21 protein-coding genes are annotated in these 17,391 nt (G+C 63.6%); 3 read left to right on the top strand and 18 right to left on the bottom strand.

Annotated features, from left to right (window positions below; genetic code table 11):
* Positions 1 to 13: 13 nt before the first annotated feature.
* The 6 genes from M9979_RS15700 to M9979_RS15675 all read right to left on the bottom strand — a co-directional run bounded on the left by M9979_RS15700 (position 14) and on the right by M9979_RS15675 (position 3,785).
* The gene (locus tag M9979_RS15700; protein ID WP_254290298.1) at positions 14 to 289 is read right to left on the bottom strand and encodes a hypothetical protein; all 276 of its coding nucleotides are present in this window, start codon (positions 287 to 289) and stop codon (positions 14 to 16) included.
* Positions 290 to 319: 30 nt separating this feature from the next.
* Positions 320 to 607, bottom strand: a complete 288-nt coding sequence (locus M9979_RS15695; RefSeq protein WP_211280109.1) for a ribbon-helix-helix domain-containing protein — start codon at positions 605 to 607, stop codon at positions 320 to 322.
* A complete protein-coding gene (locus M9979_RS15690) occupies positions 607 to 1,242 on the bottom strand; it encodes a nucleotide-binding protein (protein ID WP_254290297.1) in 636 nt (211 codons plus the stop codon). Before M9979_RS15690 ends, M9979_RS15695 begins: the two co-directional genes overlap by 1 nt.
* 61 nt (positions 1,243 to 1,303) lie before the next feature.
* Positions 1,304 to 1,936, bottom strand: a complete 633-nt coding sequence (locus M9979_RS15685) for a transcription elongation protein SprT (RefSeq protein ID WP_254290296.1) — start codon at positions 1,934 to 1,936, stop codon at positions 1,304 to 1,306.
* Between the two features lie 341 nt (positions 1,937 to 2,277).
* A complete protein-coding gene (locus M9979_RS15680; RefSeq protein WP_254290295.1) occupies positions 2,278 to 2,694 on the bottom strand; it encodes a type II toxin-antitoxin system VapC family toxin in 417 nt (138 codons plus the stop codon).
* Positions 2,691 to 3,785 carry a hypothetical protein gene (locus M9979_RS15675; protein ID WP_254290294.1) on the bottom strand — a complete coding sequence of 365 codons (1,095 nt, stop codon included), beginning with the start codon at positions 3,783 to 3,785 and terminating at the stop codon, positions 2,691 to 2,693. Before M9979_RS15675 ends, M9979_RS15680 begins: the two co-directional genes overlap by 4 nt.
* 140 nt (positions 3,786 to 3,925) lie before the next feature.
* Here M9979_RS15675 and M9979_RS15670 point away from each other — a divergent pair, with 140 nt between their 5' ends.
* Positions 3,926 to 4,753 (top strand): BglII/BstYI family type II restriction endonuclease, encoded by an 828-nt coding sequence (locus tag M9979_RS15670; protein WP_254290293.1) that lies wholly within the window; start codon positions 3,926 to 3,928, stop codon positions 4,751 to 4,753.
* On the opposite strand, the gene M9979_RS15665 is transcribed toward M9979_RS15670, so the two are convergent.
* The 8 genes from M9979_RS15665 to M9979_RS15630 form a co-directional block, all read right to left on the bottom strand.
* Complete coding sequence (locus tag M9979_RS15665) at positions 4,722 to 5,348, bottom strand: MT-A70 family methyltransferase (protein ID WP_254290292.1); 627 nt, start codon at positions 5,346 to 5,348, stop codon at positions 4,722 to 4,724. The genes M9979_RS15670 and M9979_RS15665 overlap by 32 nt on opposite strands.
* A gap of 295 nt (positions 5,349 to 5,643) precedes the next feature.
* Positions 5,644 to 6,231 carry a recombinase family protein gene (locus M9979_RS15660; RefSeq protein ID WP_254290291.1) on the bottom strand — a complete coding sequence of 196 codons (588 nt, stop codon included), beginning with the start codon at positions 6,229 to 6,231 and terminating at the stop codon, positions 5,644 to 5,646.
* A 163-nt stretch (positions 6,232 to 6,394) separates the two neighbouring features.
* Positions 6,395 to 6,748 carry a response regulator gene (locus M9979_RS15655; protein WP_254290290.1) on the bottom strand — a complete coding sequence of 118 codons (354 nt, stop codon included), beginning with the start codon at positions 6,746 to 6,748 and terminating at the stop codon, positions 6,395 to 6,397.
* Positions 6,749 to 6,781: 33 nt separating this feature from the next.
* A complete protein-coding gene (locus M9979_RS15650; protein ID WP_254290289.1) occupies positions 6,782 to 8,311 on the bottom strand; it encodes a sensor histidine kinase in 1,530 nt (509 codons plus the stop codon).
* Positions 8,312 to 8,566: 255 nt separating this feature from the next.
* Complete coding sequence (locus tag M9979_RS15645) at positions 8,567 to 9,049, bottom strand: c-type cytochrome (RefSeq protein ID WP_254290288.1); 483 nt, start codon at positions 9,047 to 9,049, stop codon at positions 8,567 to 8,569.
* Positions 9,050 to 9,063: 14 nt separating this feature from the next.
* Entirely contained in the window at positions 9,064 to 10,299 is a 1,236-nt protein-coding gene (locus M9979_RS15640) for a molybdopterin-dependent oxidoreductase (RefSeq protein ID WP_254290287.1), read from the bottom strand.
* Positions 10,300 to 10,388: 89 nt separating this feature from the next.
* Positions 10,389 to 11,540, bottom strand: coding sequence for a TDT family transporter (locus M9979_RS15635; protein ID WP_093008091.1), 1,152 nt, complete (start codon positions 11,538 to 11,540; stop codon positions 10,389 to 10,391).
* On the bottom strand, positions 11,537 to 12,412 hold the full coding sequence (locus M9979_RS15630; protein WP_254290286.1) for a LysR family transcriptional regulator: 876 nt from the start codon (positions 12,410 to 12,412) through the stop codon (positions 11,537 to 11,539). Before M9979_RS15630 ends, M9979_RS15635 begins: the two co-directional genes overlap by 4 nt.
* A 146-nt stretch (positions 12,413 to 12,558) precedes the next feature.
* On the opposite strand from M9979_RS15630, the gene M9979_RS15625 reads away from it, so the two are divergent.
* Together M9979_RS15625 and M9979_RS15620 are read left to right on the top strand one after the other, a co-directional pair.
* A complete protein-coding gene (locus tag M9979_RS15625) occupies positions 12,559 to 13,626 on the top strand; it encodes a molybdopterin-dependent oxidoreductase (protein ID WP_254290285.1) in 1,068 nt (355 codons plus the stop codon).
* Complete coding sequence (locus M9979_RS15620) at positions 13,623 to 14,135, top strand: MgtC/SapB family protein (protein ID WP_007406274.1); 513 nt, start codon at positions 13,623 to 13,625, stop codon at positions 14,133 to 14,135. The genes M9979_RS15625 and M9979_RS15620 overlap by 4 nt, the downstream gene beginning before the upstream one ends.
* A gap of 51 nt (positions 14,136 to 14,186) precedes the next feature.
* Here M9979_RS15620 and M9979_RS15615 read toward each other — a convergent pair whose 3' ends face one another.
* Genes M9979_RS15615 through M9979_RS15600 form a run of 4 tightly spaced genes read right to left on the bottom strand, consistent with a single transcriptional unit; the run spans position 14,187 to position 17,271 of the window.
* Positions 14,187 to 14,957 (bottom strand): anti-sigma factor family protein, encoded by a 771-nt coding sequence (locus tag M9979_RS15615; protein WP_007406229.1) that lies wholly within the window; start codon positions 14,955 to 14,957, stop codon positions 14,187 to 14,189.
* A complete protein-coding gene (locus M9979_RS15610; protein WP_254290284.1) occupies positions 14,954 to 15,463 on the bottom strand; it encodes an RNA polymerase sigma factor in 510 nt (169 codons plus the stop codon). The genes M9979_RS15615 and M9979_RS15610 overlap by 4 nt, the downstream gene beginning before the upstream one ends.
* A 1-nt stretch (position 15,464) precedes the next feature.
* The gene (locus M9979_RS15605) at positions 15,465 to 16,904 is read right to left on the bottom strand and encodes a YncE family protein (RefSeq protein WP_254290283.1); all 1,440 of its coding nucleotides are present in this window, start codon (positions 16,902 to 16,904) and stop codon (positions 15,465 to 15,467) included.
* A gap of 1 nt (position 16,905) precedes the next feature.
* Complete coding sequence (locus tag M9979_RS15600) at positions 16,906 to 17,271, bottom strand: DUF305 domain-containing protein (RefSeq protein WP_254290282.1); 366 nt, start codon at positions 17,269 to 17,271, stop codon at positions 16,906 to 16,908.
* Between the last annotated feature and the right edge of the window lie 120 nt (positions 17,272 to 17,391).

Here is a 17,391-nt window from a genome sequence, read left to right as displayed (position 1 = left end):
TATCGACACTGCGCTACCGCTCATCCTCCATCTCGTTTTGAAGGCGTGCGATCTGGGCTCGGCGGCTTTCGTTGCGCGCCTTCCGTCCCTCCCACATCCGTTCCGCATCGGCCCAGCCTTGGGGGTCGCTTTCCTTGAAGCGTTGCCAGCGTTCGGCGTTATCGCGATCAATGTCCCGAAGCGTCCCGCTCCACCTTTCCTTCCGTCGTTGATCGAGCAACCACAGAACGCCCCATCCTATCGCGCCGTATCCCACAAACAGCGCGACCGTGTTCAGCGTCTCGATCATACAACCTGCTACTAGTATAGCTGTATACGCCTATACCCGCCGACTTGCCCGGCTGCGTCCCTTCTTCACAAACAGGTCGTCCAGCGCCTCGCCCAACAGACTCTGCACAGTAGTCCCCTCCTCGGCGGCGAGGATGCGGAGCTGCGTGCTGACCTCTGGGGCGAAATGTCCACCGATCAGTTTGGTCCCTTGCCGTCCCGCCTGCGCGGGTTTGGCGGGGGTTGCCGTTGGCACGACGGACGGGGCGGGCGTTGCCGGCGCGTCGCCGCCGGCCTTGGCCCGATCAAGCATCGCCTGAAGTGTATTGCCCTTCGCCATTACGCCGCCTCCACCTCATCGTATAGACGTATAGCAGTATACTCGTATAGACGTTTGATTTCTGCTGCGGCGGGGCCGTTAGGCTCGAACTCCTGCACTGCCTGGCCAGCAGCCTGAGCGCGGAAGAACGCCTTGCGGTTGCCGATCGTCACCGGACAGACCGCCGCGCCCAGCTCCTCGACCGCCTTCATCGCGTCACCCGTCTCCTGTCCTTGCGGCGGGACGAATGTCAGCACGACGGCGAAGGCGCGATCGAGCTGCCGCACCACGTCGAGCGTGTGCGTCATGCTCATGGTGTCGAACACCGCCGTCTTCGTCGGTACGAGGATAAAGTCGGCGTGCCGCGCAGCCTCGTAGGCAACATCGCGCGCAACGGCCGCGCCGTCGATCACCACAAGGTCTGTGCCGGCGTCGGCACACGCCTTGAGCATTGCCGCGAGCCGCACCGGCTGGATCGAAGCGACGGCCGGCGTATCGAGCTGGCGCACGTCTTTCCAGAACGATGCTGTCGCCTGCGGGTCCAGGTCGATGATCGCGGCTTCCTTGCCCGCCTGCTCGGCCGCTACGGCGAGGCACGTCGCCAGCGTCGTTTTTCCGACGCCGCCTTTCTGGGACAGGATGGCTAGAACCTTCATGCTGCACTCCTGCGGTATAGAACTATACTTGTATACTTATATACGACGTGGAAGGGAAGCGTTACGGCTTCGAATCATCGCCGTCAGTGTCAAGCGGATCATGGTGCATAGACCCATGCCCCTCGACCGGGCATAGCGGTGCGCCGGCCGTCTCGAGCCACTTGCGCGCGGTCCTGACGGTATAGCCACACGTCCCGCACTCGCATTTGAGCAACCGCGTCGCCTGCTTCTTCGGGCGCGTCGTCTCGCCGCCGGTGTCAAGCCGGGCATGGGGAAGGGGGCCTGCTGCCGCGAGAATGGGCGCAACCGTGGAGAGGAAGGCATCGCCCGGCGTCGTGGCGGTCATCCGACCGATCAACCCCAGGCCCACCGCAACCCGTTTAAACGCTTTCCCATGCCCGGCGGGAATACCCACTGCGGCGTGAACCAGCTCGCGCGCGAGGATCGCTGCGATCTGCGCCGGCATCGCATCGGGGTCATGCGCCAGGTCCGGCCGGATAAAGATTTCAAAATGGCCGTCACCGCTGCAACGGTTGTCCCAGCACTCGCCGATCGCACGGCCCCGCGCGCCCCGGCTGGTGAAGCCGATCGCGACACGCACACGGGAGGGCAGGGGGACGCCCAGCGCCGCAAACAACGGTGCCATGCCGATCGCCACCCGGTTCAGCCAGCTCTCGCGATTGTCGTGGTCCATGTCCCGTCTTCCTTCCTCACATCGCTCTTGGGCGATGGCCCTCGGCCATCGGCCCTGCCTCGTGGCGAACAGCGGGGGGTGAGGGGGCAGCGGGAATCTGCCGGGGTGGTGCGGGCGCAGCGAAGCGAGCCACGGCCCGGCTGATTGCCGTTGCTGGGAGAGGGGGGCAGCGCTCCCCTTTCCCTCCTGTTGAACGAACGTCGCCGGCACCGCCGGCGGCATCAGGGTGGCTTGCCGCCCCCCCGCGAGCGATCGTCACCCGCAGGGACGAGACGCCACAGGCGGCTCGGTCGGAGCGCAGCGGAGATAGAGCGCGGTCCTGGACGGACGCGGACCAATTGCTACGGATGTATTACTTCAAGCCCTGGAAAGTATTTCAAAAAGTCGTCCTGATTGGTAGTTACTAAGGGGACCCCCTCAACCTCTGCTAACGCTCCAATTAAGAAGTCTGGAAGTACATTTGTCTTCACCGGGTCATCGGGACCGCGCTTCTTTTGCTTGTATGTTTTATACGCTTGCCCGGCCTTAAATAAGGCATCGTCACTATTACGAAGCCGTTCGAGCGCCCACTCGGCAATAGCAGCATCTGTTTCTTCTCGCGATTTCATACCGGCCGCTAATTCGCTATATACGATATCGGCGATGACCAGGGGGCCTTCAGCTCGCCGCTCTTCGATTTTAGCAACAGACCACGCATGATGCGTTTCGCCATGATTGATCGCCGACAAGATCGCGCTTGTGTCGAGAAACGTTGTCATTTGTCTCTTGTGAGCCTCATCAATTCCTCGACGGACATTGTCGGCGTGACGTTCGCATCTTTGAGGCGGGTCAAGGCACGTTGGGTATGGACTCGTATAAAGCCTTGCAAATCGAACGCTTCCAACTCATCCGCATCTATGACGTCAAACCCAGCGTATTTTGCGAGCATCGCGCAAGCTCGCGGGATCGTCTTCAATATGCGAGGATTTGACGGATGTACCGCCCCCTGGGGCCGATTGTCGTTAGCCGCGAACCACTGAACATCGGGGATCGTTAGCTCGGTTCGCTCTCGGACATGCTCATCAGAAAACCGTTCTCGGCCACCGCAAGCGGAATAGAGCATTACTAGGTGCTTAGTCGCGAGATCCTTTTCGAGGCTTCGCGCTCCGGCGACCTGAGCGAAGCTAGACCTCGTCAAAAGCGATCCATATCGCTCTGGTTCTATCTGCTCTCCATCAAGTTCTCGGTCTTCAATAAGACGGTCTAGGGCAAGAAACAGGGCGTCAACCCACCACAGCTCAACACGTCTACTAGAAAAATCAGAAAGATGTCCGATTTCATATATATAATTAAGATTTGTGGATAATTTACGCGCAGACTTTGCTTTATATCTCGGATTCGTCTCTACAAACTGTTCAATATCGTTTGCCGATATGCGTTTGGTACTCCAACCGAACTCACGTGCCACTCTCTCCGAAATGTATTTATTTGCCCAAAGCGCCGGACGCCGCTGTGCGGCATCAGCTCCCGTCCATCGGCCAACATAGCTAAAATTCAAGGCAAAAAGAGCAAGCTTATCGAAGTTGATAGTGTGTGGAGCAGTAAGGGCTTGAAATACCAGCTCATCCGCAACTAGGTGATCGATACCATTCTTGCTCTTGTTAAAGAGAAAGAAGTTGATCGGAATATATTCGGAATGGCCAGACTGAGAGACGCGTTGGCGGAAAACCTCGCGCGGAACGTCTTCCATCCGACCATCGAACCCGATCCGAATACTTTCATACAGCTCCAGCAACCCATTAGCGGGGGGGCCCCAGCTAAAGTTTTTGGTGAAGCTACCCGGCTTCCAGTCCTGCTCGCCAGCAGCCATCCGGTGTCGATTATCCCCTAACACCTCGCATACCGCGAGATGGTGTTCGCAGGCATACGGATCTCGCTTCTGAGAGGCAATCCATGCCACCTGGACAGATCGGAATCGGCAGAAGCGCCGCTAGGCGCTATTGGGTGAGCATGTTTGAAGATCTGGCCGAACGCGGCTTCCAAATCGAGTTTCACAGCCACGCGACGGCAATCCTAAGCGTCGATTTTCCCGACGCGATCGGTGAGCTGGGGGCAGCGCTAGGCGCGCTGTCCATCCCGATCGAAGAAATTATCGGTTCGGGCGGCGGCGAAACCAAGGGGACGCAGCGCTTACGGCGCGCACTGGCCGAGTTGGGCTGGCACAAGGTCAATTTCACGATCGAGAAGCGCATCAACGGGGTGCAAAGAGAATCGATATCTCACGAGGTCGATCATGTTCGAACTTTCCCGGATGGCCGGGTCATCGCGCTTGAGATCGAGTGGAACAACAAAGATCCGTTCTTTGATCGCGACTTAGAAAACTTCAAGCGCCTGCACGCGGAGGGAGCGATCAGCGTTGGCGTGATCGTCACGAGGGGATCGAGCCTACAGGATGATATGGTGCAGCTTGTACGCCGTTTCGCGACAGAGCGAGGCCTGGAATCGGGCGAAGATCTCGGGTCTTTGGGTCTAACGCCTACACCCCGACAAAAAGCCGATGTTGCACGCCGGATGCGGGCGGGCGGTGCGACATTTGCTGACGCTTGGTCACTGAGCTTTGTGAAAGACAAATATGGAGCGGCCACGACCCACTGGCGCAAGCTTGAGGATCGTGTCCATCGCGGCGTAGGCAACCCATGTCCGCTCCTCCTCATTGGCCTGCCCAGCACCATCGTCACCTTTGATGAGCATCTGGATGTGGGCGCTATTGCTGAGGGTGAGGAGGAGCAGGAGATCCTCGCGGAGCCTACTCCGCTGCCACCGGTAACTCAGCCTTAGAATGATGGGCGTAGGTCGGCCACGACGGGGTATATTCCTCGTCAGCCTGGTTGCCCCACACAGTCCAATCCGGGCGCGTTCCGCGTGAGAACATTTCTAGGAAGGGGCCAGGGCTGCACTCTTCGATAAGCGGATATTGCTCATCGGGTTTACGGCTGTGCTCCCGCTTGCGGCTTTCCAGATAGTTCACCTGGGTTCGGCCGGGATCGAGCGTGCGAGCGTTCTTACCCCGCACGCCAAACAGGATCAGCTCGGTGACGTTGCGGAAATAGAAACCGACACCCCGCCCGTCGGACCCGCCGTCCTTGCGGATCTTCCGCCAGACAATGTTGGATTTGTACTCGAACCCCCATTCGCGCAGCACGCGTAGCCCGTCCGGTAGTAGAGCATTAGGAACCCATAAATAAAGGTGTGCTGTTGGGGCAACACACTCCGAAACCGGTAACGCACAAATGTCGTCCAGCGTCATCGTCTCATAGCGATTGAGCCGGCGATGCTCGGGCGCGACCTTCCCGGTGCGATTTTGAAACTGCCATGGCGGATCCGCCAGCACGGTCTTGAAGCCACCGCCGCCGGCGACGTCCAACAGATCCATTCCCGCCGGGCTGTAAGTCGGTGACTTTGTGGACGCCTTGCGCTTAGGTTGTGACATTAGGCTGCGTCCTCATTTTCGATAGATTTTGGCGCACGGCCGACATAGCCGCGCAAGCTTCGCCGGATGACTTGGCTCATAGTTTCGTCCCGACTATCGGCTACCTGACGTGCCCGCTGGACTAGCGTTTTTGGCACTCGTACCGTCACGACCACATCATCTGCCATCAGGCTCTCCGGCGTACCTTGTATGTTCTCGTATTGCGGTGTAATACACAATGCAAGCCGGTTCACCTGTCTCAGGCTTTTTTACTTGGTTCGATCAACCGCTCGCGATGCGCACGTAGCACGCGTTGCACGGTCGAGCGCGACACGCGGAACAGGCTGGCGAGCTGGGCAGGGGAGCCTTGGCCTGCTTCCGCCCTGGCAATGATCTCGGCGCGCTGCTGGCCGGTAAGGCTCGGCCGGCGTCCAAGATGGCGGCCGGCGCTACGCGCGTGGGCCAGCCCGCTCATGGTACGCTCGCGGATCATCGCGCGCTCGAACTCGGCGAACGCGCCAAGCATCTGCGTCATCAACCGGCCCGGCGCGGTGGTGGTGTCGATCGCCTCGGTCAGCGACCGGAAGCCGGCGCCGGCCGCGGTGATCGCCTCCAGCGTGAACAGGAGGTCGCGAAGGGATCGGGACAGCCGGTCGAGCTTCCACACCACCAGCACGTCGCCGGGCGTCAATGCGCCGATCGCGCGCGCCAGCTCTCGGCGGTCGGCATGGCCACCCGATGCTTCCTCCCGATAGATCGGATCGCACCCGGCATCGGTTAGCGCACGAAGCTGCGGAGCGAGGTCCTGGGTGTCGCCGCGGGACACGGGCGCATAGCCGATTTCCATGCCTGCTTTCTGACACGGGGTTCTGACACCTGTAAACCCGCGGAAAAGCTGGGGCGGGGGGTTAGTGTCACAACCGGACGGCTCCGACACCGTCCCGATTGGGATGGTAAATCGGGAGAACCGTCACCAAGGCAGGTGTCACGGAAGCTCTTCGGCGAAAGCCTTATGCAGCCATCTGATGGAGCGAAGCGATCACGCGATCCTGTCGGTAGGGTTTGGGAAAGAACACCGTCTCCGCCGGCATGACGGTACGCGGCGGCAAGGGCTTTCCTGACGTGATGATGATCTTGATGGGTGGCCAGCGGTCGCGGATGCACGCGGCCAGCTTTATGCCGTCTAGGCCGCCCGGCATGTCGATGTCGGTAAAGACGATCCTGATGTCCGGCCTGCTCTCCAGAATCGCGATGGCCTCAGCGGCGTTCGCCGCTTCCAGCGGTTCGTAGCCAGCGTCCTCGACCACCTGTACCGCGAACAGCCGCAGCAGTGGCTCGTCTTCGACAACGAGGACGATCGGCACGGGTTCGTGAGAAGCAATTGTCATAGGTTCGTGCTACGCCTGGGCCAAGTGCTCGACGGAGGCGCGCAGGTCAGCCTCGAATCCATTGGGTTCATAACGGAGCTCGGTACCGCCCGTTCCGGTCAGACCAAGCCGTATCAGCCGGGAGCCGAAGCCTTTTCGGCTCGGCGAGACAACAGGAGGTCCGCCGCGCTCGCGCCAACGAACGATAAGGTCGTTGTCCTCGATGGCCCATGTAAGTTCGACATGCCCGCCCTCCACACAGAGCGCGCCATATTTGCACGCATTCGTCATCAGCTCGTGAACGACGAGCGAAAAGGACAGGGCGGCACGCGCGCCAAGCGGCACCGAGGGGCCATCCAGAGTCATCCGCTCACTGAAGCCGACCGTCTCGACCACGGCTTTGGCAACAGTCCGCAGGTCCGCGTCCTTCCAGCTCTTCTGAAGCAGCACGTCGTGCGCCGCACTCAGCGCGACCAGTCGGCGCTCGAAGCTCTCGACCGGTGCGCGCTCGGAAACGGTGCGCAATGTCTGGCTGGCGATCGCCTGGACCATCGACAGCATGTTCTTGAGCCGGTGGTTGATCTCGCCGTTAAGGACGCCTTGCTGCTGTTCGGCACGCAGGCGGGCGACACCGGCCTCCAGTCGGTCCGCGACGCTGCGCAGGAACAAGAGCTCGTCGGCTGTCCAGAGCCGCGGCCGGGACGCGTTGACGATGAAGATGGCAACCGTGCGTCCGCGTTCCCGCACCGGCATGTTGACCAGTGCGCCGATGTCGAGCGCGTACATTGCGGCGGTATTGGCCGAGGTGCGGCGATCAGTCGCCACGTCTTCGATAACCAGCGGTTCGCCCGCCACCAGATCGGCGCGCAGCGCGCCGTAATCGTCGAAGCGGTGACGACCGGCGATGCTGGCGATGCCCGGCGCGGTCCAGTCGGCCTCCACATCGACGATCTCCACCTCGGGATCGACCAGGCCGAAACTCGCCCGCTGCACCCCAAGGACGCGACCGACAACGGCAGCCGCCGCAGAGGTCATCTCGACCGCCTCGTCGCTGGCGCGAATGCGCTCGCTGATTTCTATCAGTGCCGTTTGCAGCTCCAGCAGCCGCGCGCTGACCTGTGCAGCACGCCGAAGATCGAGCTGATCGGAAACCTGACGGCCAAGCGCACGCAACAGCGTCATTTGTTCCTGGGTCAGGCCTTCAGGCCGCGGCTTCGTGTCAATTACGCAGAGTCGCCCGACGACCACCCCTGAGCGAAGGACCAGCGGTACGCCGGCATAGAAGCGGAACGCCCGCTCGCCCGTGACCAGTGGATTCGCCGCGGTGCGGGGATCGCGCGTCAAATCGGCGATGACCAGCATGTCGGCTTCGTCGACATCGATCTGGCACACCGATTGGGCAATGTCGGTCTGACGTACGTCGAGGCCCACACGCGCCTTGAACCACTGTCGATCGTCATCGAGCAGGCTGATGAGCGCGATCGGTGTGTCGCAGGTGCGCGACGCGATGAACACGATATCGTCGAACGCCTGCTCTTCGGGCGTGTCGAGTACCGCCAACTCCTTCAGCGCGCCCGCACGGCGCGCAGCCTGACTTTGCGACAACACCCCGCCCTTTCAATAGCCTGGCCGTCCCCCCGGACTTCCCTATCCCTCATAGTCTTAGCCGCATTCAGGGGGCCGAGATACGTCTGATTGATAAGTAGAGGTGCAAGCTGGCGAGGGTACCAACCCGACTTTTCGATTGGGAACGGCCAGCGAGCGGTCAGGGCATTCCCATTGGGATGGTATTTTGGGATTGTGGCGGAGGCTCGCTTAGCCGGTTCCACCTGAGCCATCGGGAGCCGCCTTGGGGTCGGGATCCTGCGCCTTGCCGGTTGCGGGTGCCGCCTTCTGGCTCGGCATAGCGGTGAGATAAGCAACGATCGCGTCAACGTCCTTCTCGGCCACCGGCGCCTTGTACACCTCACGCATCTTGGTGACGGTCGCCTTCCACTGTTCCGCCGATAGCGCAGGCTGGGTCAGCGCCATGCTGGCTGAGTGACACGAGGTGCAGTTGGCATTGATGACGTCGGCGTGCGGACCGTCGGGGTAGGTCGCGTCGTCGGCCGGCAGGTCGACGCTGGTCGAGGCAAGCGAGAAGCCGCGCGCTGACACGCTGGCAGCCGGTGCCGGCTCAGACGTCTCGGAGATCGGAACGGGCGCCTTGCGGCTGCTCGGCGCGCCGATCGAGACGAGGATGATGCCGGTCAGGCCGATCAGGCCAGCGGCCAGCACGCCGGGAGACGGAGTCTTCATGATTTCCTCGCTCCTCAGGCCGCGATGATGGTGGTGGTTTCAATGTTGCCGCGCATGAACCCGCCTGGGTTCCAGATCGGCTTAATCGGCTGGGCGACCCCGTTGGTGTTCCAGCAGCGCGCCATGATCGGGTTGGGGCCGCGTCGGAGCGGCACGCGCCCGTCCCAGCGCCGAAAGCTGTACCTGCCCTCGTCCGCGCCGAGCATCGTCTTATACCAGGTGCGGCCACCATCCGACGATACATCGACCTTGGCGACACCGCAGTCGCCGCCCATGGCGATGCCGCCGACCGGAATCGACGCCTCATAGGCGATCGCCTGGCCATCGGGCAGGCTGGTCATCCAGCTGCGCGGGATCATCCGGTTGATGGGGACAGTCGGGAAGTCCTTGGCGCCGGGCGCGACATTCGCGCCGGGTGTCGCGGGGATCTTGTAGGCCTTGGCCATCCAATACTGGTCGTCAGGACCGGGTAGCACCTCGATCGAGTTCAGCATCTTGACCCAATAGGTCGAATACCACCCCGGCACGATCAGCCGGCAGGGAAAGCCGTTGAGGAACGGCAGCTGCTCGCCGTTCATGCCGAATGCGATCATCACCTCTCCGTCGCGGGCATGGTCGATGTCGAGCGCCTTCTCGAAGTCAGGGGCGCCCGCCACGACCGGCTGATCGAGCGCGCCGAAGCGCACCTGTACCGCGCCTGCCTTGACCCCCGCGAGGTCGAGCACGTCGCGTAGCCGCACACCGAGCCATTTGGCGTTGCCCATCGCGCCGTTGCCCCATTGGGCACCGGCGACCCGCGGCTGGAATAGCCCGCGACTGTTGCCCGAGCACTGATTGACCGCCGCCATTTCGACCCGTGGAAGGCGCAGCAGCTGAGCGAGGCTGATCGACAGCGGCCGGTTGACGTGGCCGAAGACGTTGAGGCGGAAAGTCTCGACATCGATCGAGGTCGGGATGTCGGCCCAGTGCCAGCGGACGAAGAACTGGTCGTTGGGCGTGAACACCGACTTGTCGAACACGTCCATCGGCGTTTCCAGCAAAGGCGGATGGACACGCTGGAGGATCATGCTGCCCTTGCCGGGAAAGGCGCTGGTCATCGGCCGTTCGGCATTGCCGCCAGGCAGCTTCAGGTCGACGAGCTGCTGTGCCAGCGCAGGTGCTGCGGCAAGGCCGGCGCTGCCGAGCGCGGCATGCCTAAGAAAGCGGCGACGGCTGGTCTCACTCGCCAGCCCGGCGTCGAAATTGTCCATGACAAGGCTCTCCTGTGGCCAGCCACGCTGGCGGATCGAAGGGGCGTTCTGCAAGTGATCGAACCGACTGATCCGATCACCACGGCGGATCAGTTCGGGGTGGCGATGCAGGGCGAGACGAACAGGTTGCCCCGCCATGCGCCAGCCAGCGTCTTGGCACCGACCAGCAGCCACATCGCCGCAAGCGCGACTGTCAGCACCGTGCCAGCTATGCCGAAGAAGCCGAGGTTCAGCGTCGTGCCGAGGCGGAAGGTGGCGACGGTGTAGACGCCGAGCGGAAAGGTATAGCCCCACCAGCCCAGGTTGAACGGCACACCAGCGCGCCAGTAGCGGATGGTGATAAGCGTCGCGAGCGCCAGCCACCACAGGCCGAAACCCCACAGGCAGAGTCCGGCGACAACGCCGATCCCTTGAGCGACGCTACCGACATCGGCCAACCCGTGCGCCGCGAGGATCGCCGGCGCATCTGCCCCGAGCACCAGCATGCCCAGAGCACCCGTGCCGATCGGCCCCAGCGCCAGCCAGGAGGATGCCGCCATGCTTTCATGCGGCAACTTATGGAGTGCCATGCGCAGGATGAGGATGGCGAGGATGCCAAACGCGACCGGCACCGAATAGGCCCACAGCACATAGGAGGTCGCAAGCGTGACTAGCTGCGCGTGGGGATCGGCCAGATGCGGCGCGAGCAGCCCGCCGCTGGCACCCGCCACTTCGGCAGCGACGACCGGCAGCAGCCATACCGCGGTCATGCCGTCCAGGCTATGCTCGTGGCGGGTGAACATCAGGTACGGGATCAGTACGCCGCAGGCGAGCGACATGGCGACGTCGATCCACCACAAGACCTGCGCGACCGGCACGATGCCATTCCCGAACCGCGCGATGCCGAAGGCGAGGCAGCCGTTGATGATTGTCGCCAGCCCCATCGGGATGGTCCCGATGAACATTGACACGGTGTTGTGCCCGAAGATGCGCCGCGCCTCATGCCCGAACATCACCCAGCGCGCGCCATAGAGGCCGGCGAACAGCGCGAAGAGTGCGATGTTGAAGAACCACAACACCTCGCCGAATGGCTTCAGCGAGGGTCCAATGCCGGGTACCTGCGGCAGTGCGAGCGCGAGGATGCCCGTGCCCATCGTCGCGGCGAACCAGTTGGGCGTGAACTGGCGGATCATCTCGCGGGGGTGATCGAGCCGGCTGAGCGGCTTGAGGCCGCTGAGAACGGAGTGCGTGTCGGCAGTCATGCGACCTGCTCCTTGATAAGATCCGTCAGCGCGTCGGCCGCGCGGGTGCGATAGCGTTCCTTGTGGCGCAGCGCGTGAAAGGCGCGGTCGGGCAGCCCGAGCGGCAGCTCGACCAGATCGCCGGCCTTGAGCGCGCGCGCGACGACCAACCGCGACAAGACGGCAACGCCGGCACCGGCCTCAACGGCGGTGCGCACCGCCTCGTTGGACGGCAGCGTCATCGCGATCGTCAGCTGGGCCGGATCAAACCCGCGCGTTCGCAGCACGTCCTCGAAGGTCGAGCGCGTACCCGATCCCTGCTCACGGACGATCCAGCGTGCAGCGCGAAGCCAGTCCTCGTCGTCGACGCGCCCGGCGTCCTCGCGGCCGACCAGCACCATCGGGTCATACCCGACATTCCAGTGGGCGAGCGCCGGTTCGTCCACCTCGCCCTCGACGAAACCGAGCTCCGCCGCGCCGCTCAGGACCTGCGCTGCCGCGCCCTCGGTGTTGTCGATCGCCAGCTCGACCGCAATCTGCGGGTGGCGTTCGTGGAAGGCGGCGAGCTTTGCCGGCAACCAGTAGCTCGCGATCGTCTGGCTGGCGACGATCCGCAACGAACCACGCGCAAGCCCGGCATAGTCCGCCAACATCGTCTCGGCATGGGCTGCCCGCCCCAGCACCGCGCGCGCTTCCTCCAGAAAGCCTCGGCCTGCTTCGGTCAGCTGGATGCCACGCCCAACGCGGTGAAACAGAGGAACCCCGTAGCGCGCTTCGAGGGCCGCGACCGCGCCGGAGGCAGCGGACTGCGTGACGTTCAGCGCTTCCGCTGCCTTGGTGACGTGTTCTCGCTCGGCGACACCGACGAAGATTCTGAGCTGCTCCAGGGTCATGCAGCATATATCGTGTACTTAGATCGATACGACCAACCGTTTGATATGGTCATTCCAATCTGGATATCGGAATGGTCGGCAGCCTTTCGTCTGCGATGGTCTCGAAGACTTGAAGCGTTACGCGTGTCCGCGACGTTTGATCGTCCATGACCGATATGATCGAGCGCAGTTCTGATCCCTACAATGCCGAGCCGACGCCCGGTGCGTTGATCGAGCGGTTCCTGACGCCGCAGGCGCTGTTCTACGTGCGCAGCCACGGGCCAGTGCCGGATCTGCCCGCCAATCATCGGATCGAGGTGAGCGGGAGGGGCATGGCGAGCCGCTCCTTCTCGGTGGAAGAACTGAAAGCTACGTTTTCCGCGCACTCGGTGACAGCCGTGCTCCAATGCGCGGGTAACCGGCGCACGGACCTCCAGCAGGTCGGCAAGACGTCGGGCGATCCCTGGGACGTAGGCGCGATCGGCAATGCGGAGTGGACCGGCGTACGTTTGTCCGATGTTCTCGATGCGGTCGGCGCGCCCGATGCGTCCGAGCTGTTCGTGGCGTTCACCGGCGCGGACGAGGTGGACGTGGAGGGTGAAGAAGCCTTGTTCGGGGTATCGATCGCCATGAGCAAGGCGCGGGAGCCCGACGTACTCCTCGCCTGGGCGATGAATGGCGAGCCGCTGACGCCCGAACATGGCGCCCCGCTCCGCATGGTGGTGCCTGGCTATGCCGGGGTCCGCAGTGCCAAATGGCTGACACGGATCGAGGTGCGTGAAACGCCCTCCGAGGCACCGATCCAGGCGCACGACTACAAGCTCTTCCCCGCCGCTGTGACGAGCGACACCGTCGACTGGAGCCAGGGTCTGACGATCAATGCCATGCCGCTCAACGCCGCGATCTGCTCGCCCGGTGCGGGCGAGAGTTTGGCCGCCGGAGAGGTGCGGATTGAGGGATATGCCATTGCCTATGACCGCCGTATTTCTCGGATCGAAGTGTCGGTGAACGGCGGTCGCGACTGGCAACAGGCGACCTTCGCCGATGATCCGGAGACGCGCTGGGGCTGGCGGCGCTGGATCCTTGACGCCACACTCGCCAAGGGACGCCAGCACCTTGTCGCCCGTGCCTTCGACGAGACCGGGCAGGGACAGCCCGAGCGGCCGGATACGATGTGGAACTTCGCCGGCTATCTGTGCACCGCCTGGCATCACGTTCACGTGCTGGTCGAATGATCGAAGCATCAGCGGCACCGGACGTCGCTTTCTGGATCGATGCGATTGGCCGGCTGGTGGTGGCGACCGCGGCCGGGATGGTGCTCGGCTGGGAACGCTCGCGTGAGAACCGGCAGATCATGGGCCTGCGGACGCTGGGTCTGGTCGGTCTGGCGAGTTGCATCGCCGTTCAGGCGATCGTGCATAGTGGCTTGCCGAACGTGAACGCCGATGCCGCAGGACGGGCGATGCAGGGCATTCTGTCCGGCGTCGGCTTCATCGGTGCCGGTGCGGTGCTGCGGGTCGGCCAGGGTCAGGAAGTGCATGGATTGGCGACCGCCGCGTGCATCTGGGTGACAGCCACGATCGGCGCGGCAGCAGGGTTGGCGGTGTGGCCGCTCATCATCGGCGGGGTGAGCCTTGCAATGCTCGTCCTGTTCGTCGGCGCGCCGCTGGAACGCCGCATCCGCGAGCGAGCCCGTCTGACGCCGGCCGAGACCGACAGGAAGGATGTCGAGCGCAAGCCGTGATCGCGCTGGACCGCCCGGTGCCCGTCGGCGCCGGGAGGCGGCAAGGCGCTATCAGGACACAAGCGCGGCATCTGCCTGACGCCGGACTTCATCGGCGATCGGATGCAGTTCGGCCGCGGGTCGCTCGCCCACCACACTATAGCCGATCCCGTCGACCGCCCATGTGACCCGGCCCATGGTCCCGCTGGACGTGCTGGTCATGCTCGCGGTCTTGTCGATCTGCATGGGCCTCGTCAGCACCGCAAGTTTCGACGCTTGCGGTCCGTCGTAGAGGAGCAGTGCCGCAGGGCCGTGGGGCGTCGCGACCAGTCGCCCCCCGCCATAGCGATAGCCGGCCGTGCTGAGGTCCGGGATCGTGACGCGCTCACCCAATCGAGCGGAGGTCCATCGGATCAGCATGGCGCGCTGGTCGGGGCCGATCTCCGCCGGTCGGATTCGGTCGGCGGCATAGACACGGAAATTATCACTCGCCTCGTTGGCCAGCGCCGCGATGCCCGCGCGGGGTTCGCCGCTCCACCGCGCGCTCGACCAGCCACCGCCAAACCCCAACGCCAGCAGAAGTGACGCGGCGATGGCGAGCTGCCAACGCGGTTGCCGTTGCCGTCCCCTGATCGCTGCCACGCGCATCGTCGCCGGGATCGGTTCATCCGCGACGGGGGCGAACAGGGATGCAAGGGCTCGCGCCTGCTCCGCCTGCTCTCGCACACGGGCATGCACGTCCGGCTGGCCTTCAAGATAGGCGTCGACCAGGCGCTGCCGCTCGGGCGACAGCCTGCCATCGATCCACGCGGCCAGATCGTCCTCGCCGATCGGGCTGGTCATTGCACGCTCCTCAATCGCGGCCGTTCACCCTCCCGGAGGAGGGTCGCCAGACGGTCGCGCCCCCGCGATATGCGCGACATTACCGTGCCCAGCGGCACGCCGACTACGGCAGCGACCTCCGCATAGGGCAGGCCCTCGACCGAGACCAGGAGCAGCACCGTTCGCTGTTCTTCAGGCAACGCATCAAGCGCGCGCAGCAGGTCGCGGTGGTGCAGGCCTGTGTCCTGATCGGCCGGGCGGCCGAACGCGGCGTCGTCCACGAGGTGGAGCGGAACCGCCGTACCTCGCCGGCTATGCTGCCGCTGATGATCGACCAACAAATTGTGCAGGATCGCATAGACCCACCGGCGGACCTCCGCACCCCGTCGCTGTCGCCAGCGCCCGACCGCGCGCTCCAGGCAATCCTGCACCACGTCATCCGCCATCACCCGGTCGCGCAACCACGACCGGGCATAGCGGCGCAGCCCGGGGATCAGCGGTTCGATCGCGGCGGCAAGCGGGTCCATCTCAGTCGCGCTGCACCTGCACGATGCGCCCCGGCGCGCCGTTCACCACCTCCGCAACCGCCAGAAAGCGCCGGGGTGTCACGGTGCTGCCCTGAACGATCTGGCGGATCGGACCCGATGCGTTGACGATCGCCGCACCTGCCGGGTTGCTCATGAAGTTCGCAAGCGGCTCTACAGCGCCGCTGCCGTCCGCATTGGCGGTCAGCACGAGCATGTAAGGCTTCTTGGGCTGCAAACCGGTAACGGCACTCTGCACGACCTGAATGATGCCCTGGTCGAAGAGGGTGATGCTGCTTGCCGTACCTTTGCCGCCAATCGGCCCCATGGTCAGATGCAGCGCCTTGCCCGCTGTGCCGAGCGGCTGGAGATTGTCGGTGCCGGGGCCTGTCGGAACTGCGTTCGACACATAGGCGATCGCCTGCGGTGCCTGTCCGACCGGCACGGTAGCGACGACCGTGTTGCCGGCAGTGTCGATCGCGGCCAGCTCATCGGAATTCTCTAGCCCGACATAAACGCGCCGGCCGTCGCCCGATGGCCAAACACCGTGCGGCATCTTGCCGACCGGAATTGTTGCCACCGGCGTGAAGTCGGACGTGCGGAACACCTTGACCACATTCTCTCCGCCGACCGTCACATACGCGAACTGCCCCTTGGCCGTGCGGGCGAAATTGACATGGTTCGTGATAGGCCCGGTATCCAGCACCTTCAGGATCGCGAAGGGTGGCCGAGCATCGAATGCGACCGTCTTGCCGATGTCCTTCAGCGTAAACCACACTTGCTTGCCGTCCGGCGTCGCGGCGATGTTGGGGCAGAAGGGGCTTGGCTGCGCCACCTGTCCGACCTGCGCGTGGGTCGCGACATCGAACACAGCCAACACCGGATTGAACGAAGAGCAGACATAGCCGTACCGGCCATCGGGAGAGAAGATCGTCATGCCCGGACCACCGGGCGTCTTGATGCGCCCCGTCTCCTTGTACGTCGTGGGGTCGAGCACGGCGATATAATCCTCGCCGCGGACCGTGACCCACACCTCCTTGCCGTCCGGCGTGAAGAACGCCTCGTGCGGACTGCGCCCGACATAGGTCGTGTGTTTGACGGTGTTGGTGGCGGTGTCGATCCACGACACGGCGTTCGATCCGATCGACACGACCGCCAAGGTCTTCCCGTCCGGCGAGAAGCCCAGGCCGTGAACCAGCACCTGTCCCTTGTAGAGCGGGGAGAAGTTCATCGGCTGGGGATCGCCGAGTTTGATGACGCCGAGCAGCCGGTTGTCGGCCGGGTCGGTCACCGACACCGTGTTGGAGAATTGTTCAGACGCATAGACGCGGTCGCGGTGGCTGACGGGCATGTCCTTAGCGTTCCACGGCGCCTGCTGGGCCATGGCGAGGCCCGGTGCGGCGCTCATCAGCAAGGCGGCCGAGCGCAGGATGGTCCGGATCATGTCAGTGCTCCATAGGGCTATGGTGGTCGCCGCCCTGCGTCGGGGCTGGCGTCGAAGGCGGTAGCGGCTGGCCGATCGCCAGCTTCATGGCGGCGATCTCCTGCTGCTGATCGATGATGATTTCCTGCGCGATGCGCTTGAGCTGCTCGTTATGGCCGTAGCGCAGCTCCGCCACCGCCATATCGATGGCACCCTGATGATGCGGAAGCATCATCGCGACGAAGTCGCGGTCGACGTCGCCGGACGGCTTGACCATCATGCCCGCCATCATCCGGTCCATCGCGGCAGACACCATGCTGGCGTAGCCATCGGCAGAGGCGGCCGCGGCTGCGCCCGTAAACAGGGCCGAAGCAGTCAGACCCAGCATCCAGTTTCGTCTACGCATAAGCCTCCGGCGCATTAGTCCTGAAAGCATAGACGACGCTCGTCCGGGTTTATTCCATGGGTGAGCCGGTTATCAGCCTTCCCGATTGGGAACCTCCAACGG

The sequence above is a fragment of the Sphingomonas liriopis genome (genome assembly GCF_024211255.1).
Taxonomy (GTDB): Bacteria; Pseudomonadota; Alphaproteobacteria; order Sphingomonadales; family Sphingomonadaceae; genus Sphingomonas; species Sphingomonas liriopis.
This window is presented reverse-complemented; position numbering and strand designations above follow the sequence as displayed.

Coding starts and splice junctions, on each gene's coding strand:
- M9979_RS15700 (WP_254290298.1), bottom strand. CDS start 289: ATGATCGAGACGCTGAACACGGTCGCGCTGTTTGTGGGATACGGCGCG.
- M9979_RS15695 (WP_211280109.1), bottom strand. CDS start 607: ATGGCGAAGGGCAATACACTTCAGGCGATGCTTGATCGGGCCAAGGCC.
- M9979_RS15690 (WP_254290297.1), bottom strand. CDS start 1,242: ATGAAGGTTCTAGCCATCCTGTCCCAGAAAGGCGGCGTCGGAAAAACG.
- M9979_RS15685 (WP_254290296.1), bottom strand. CDS start 1,936: ATGGACCACGACAATCGCGAGAGCTGGCTGAACCGGGTGGCGATCGGC.
- M9979_RS15680 (WP_254290295.1), bottom strand. CDS start 2,694: ATGACAACGTTTCTCGACACAAGCGCGATCTTGTCGGCGATCAATCAT.
- M9979_RS15675 (WP_254290294.1), bottom strand. CDS start 3,785: ATGGCTGCTGGCGAGCAGGACTGGAAGCCGGGTAGCTTCACCAAAAAC.
- M9979_RS15670 (WP_254290293.1), top strand. CDS start 3,926: ATGTTTGAAGATCTGGCCGAACGCGGCTTCCAAATCGAGTTTCACAGC.
- M9979_RS15665 (WP_254290292.1), bottom strand. CDS start 5,348: ATGGATCTGTTGGACGTCGCCGGCGGCGGTGGCTTCAAGACCGTGCTG.
- M9979_RS15660 (WP_254290291.1), bottom strand. CDS start 6,231: ATGGAAATCGGCTATGCGCCCGTGTCCCGCGGCGACACCCAGGACCTC.
- M9979_RS15645 (WP_254290288.1), bottom strand. CDS start 9,049: ATGAAGACTCCGTCTCCCGGCGTGCTGGCCGCTGGCCTGATCGGCCTG.
- M9979_RS15640 (WP_254290287.1), bottom strand. CDS start 10,299: ATGGACAATTTCGACGCCGGGCTGGCGAGTGAGACCAGCCGTCGCCGC.
- M9979_RS15635 (WP_093008091.1), bottom strand. CDS start 11,540: ATGACTGCCGACACGCACTCCGTTCTCAGCGGCCTCAAGCCGCTCAGC.
- M9979_RS15630 (WP_254290286.1), bottom strand. CDS start 12,412: ATGACCCTGGAGCAGCTCAGAATCTTCGTCGGTGTCGCCGAGCGAGAA.
- M9979_RS15625 (WP_254290285.1), top strand. CDS start 12,559: ATGACCGATATGATCGAGCGCAGTTCTGATCCCTACAATGCCGAGCCG.
- M9979_RS15620 (WP_007406274.1), top strand. CDS start 13,623: ATGATCGAAGCATCAGCGGCACCGGACGTCGCTTTCTGGATCGATGCG.
- M9979_RS15615 (WP_007406229.1), bottom strand. CDS start 14,957: ATGACCAGCCCGATCGGCGAGGACGATCTGGCCGCGTGGATCGATGGC.
- M9979_RS15610 (WP_254290284.1), bottom strand. CDS start 15,463: ATGGACCCGCTTGCCGCCGCGATCGAACCGCTGATCCCCGGGCTGCGC.
- M9979_RS15605 (WP_254290283.1), bottom strand. CDS start 16,904: ATGATCCGGACCATCCTGCGCTCGGCCGCCTTGCTGATGAGCGCCGCA.
- M9979_RS15600 (WP_254290282.1), bottom strand. CDS start 17,271: ATGCTGGGTCTGACTGCTTCGGCCCTGTTTACGGGCGCAGCCGCGGCC.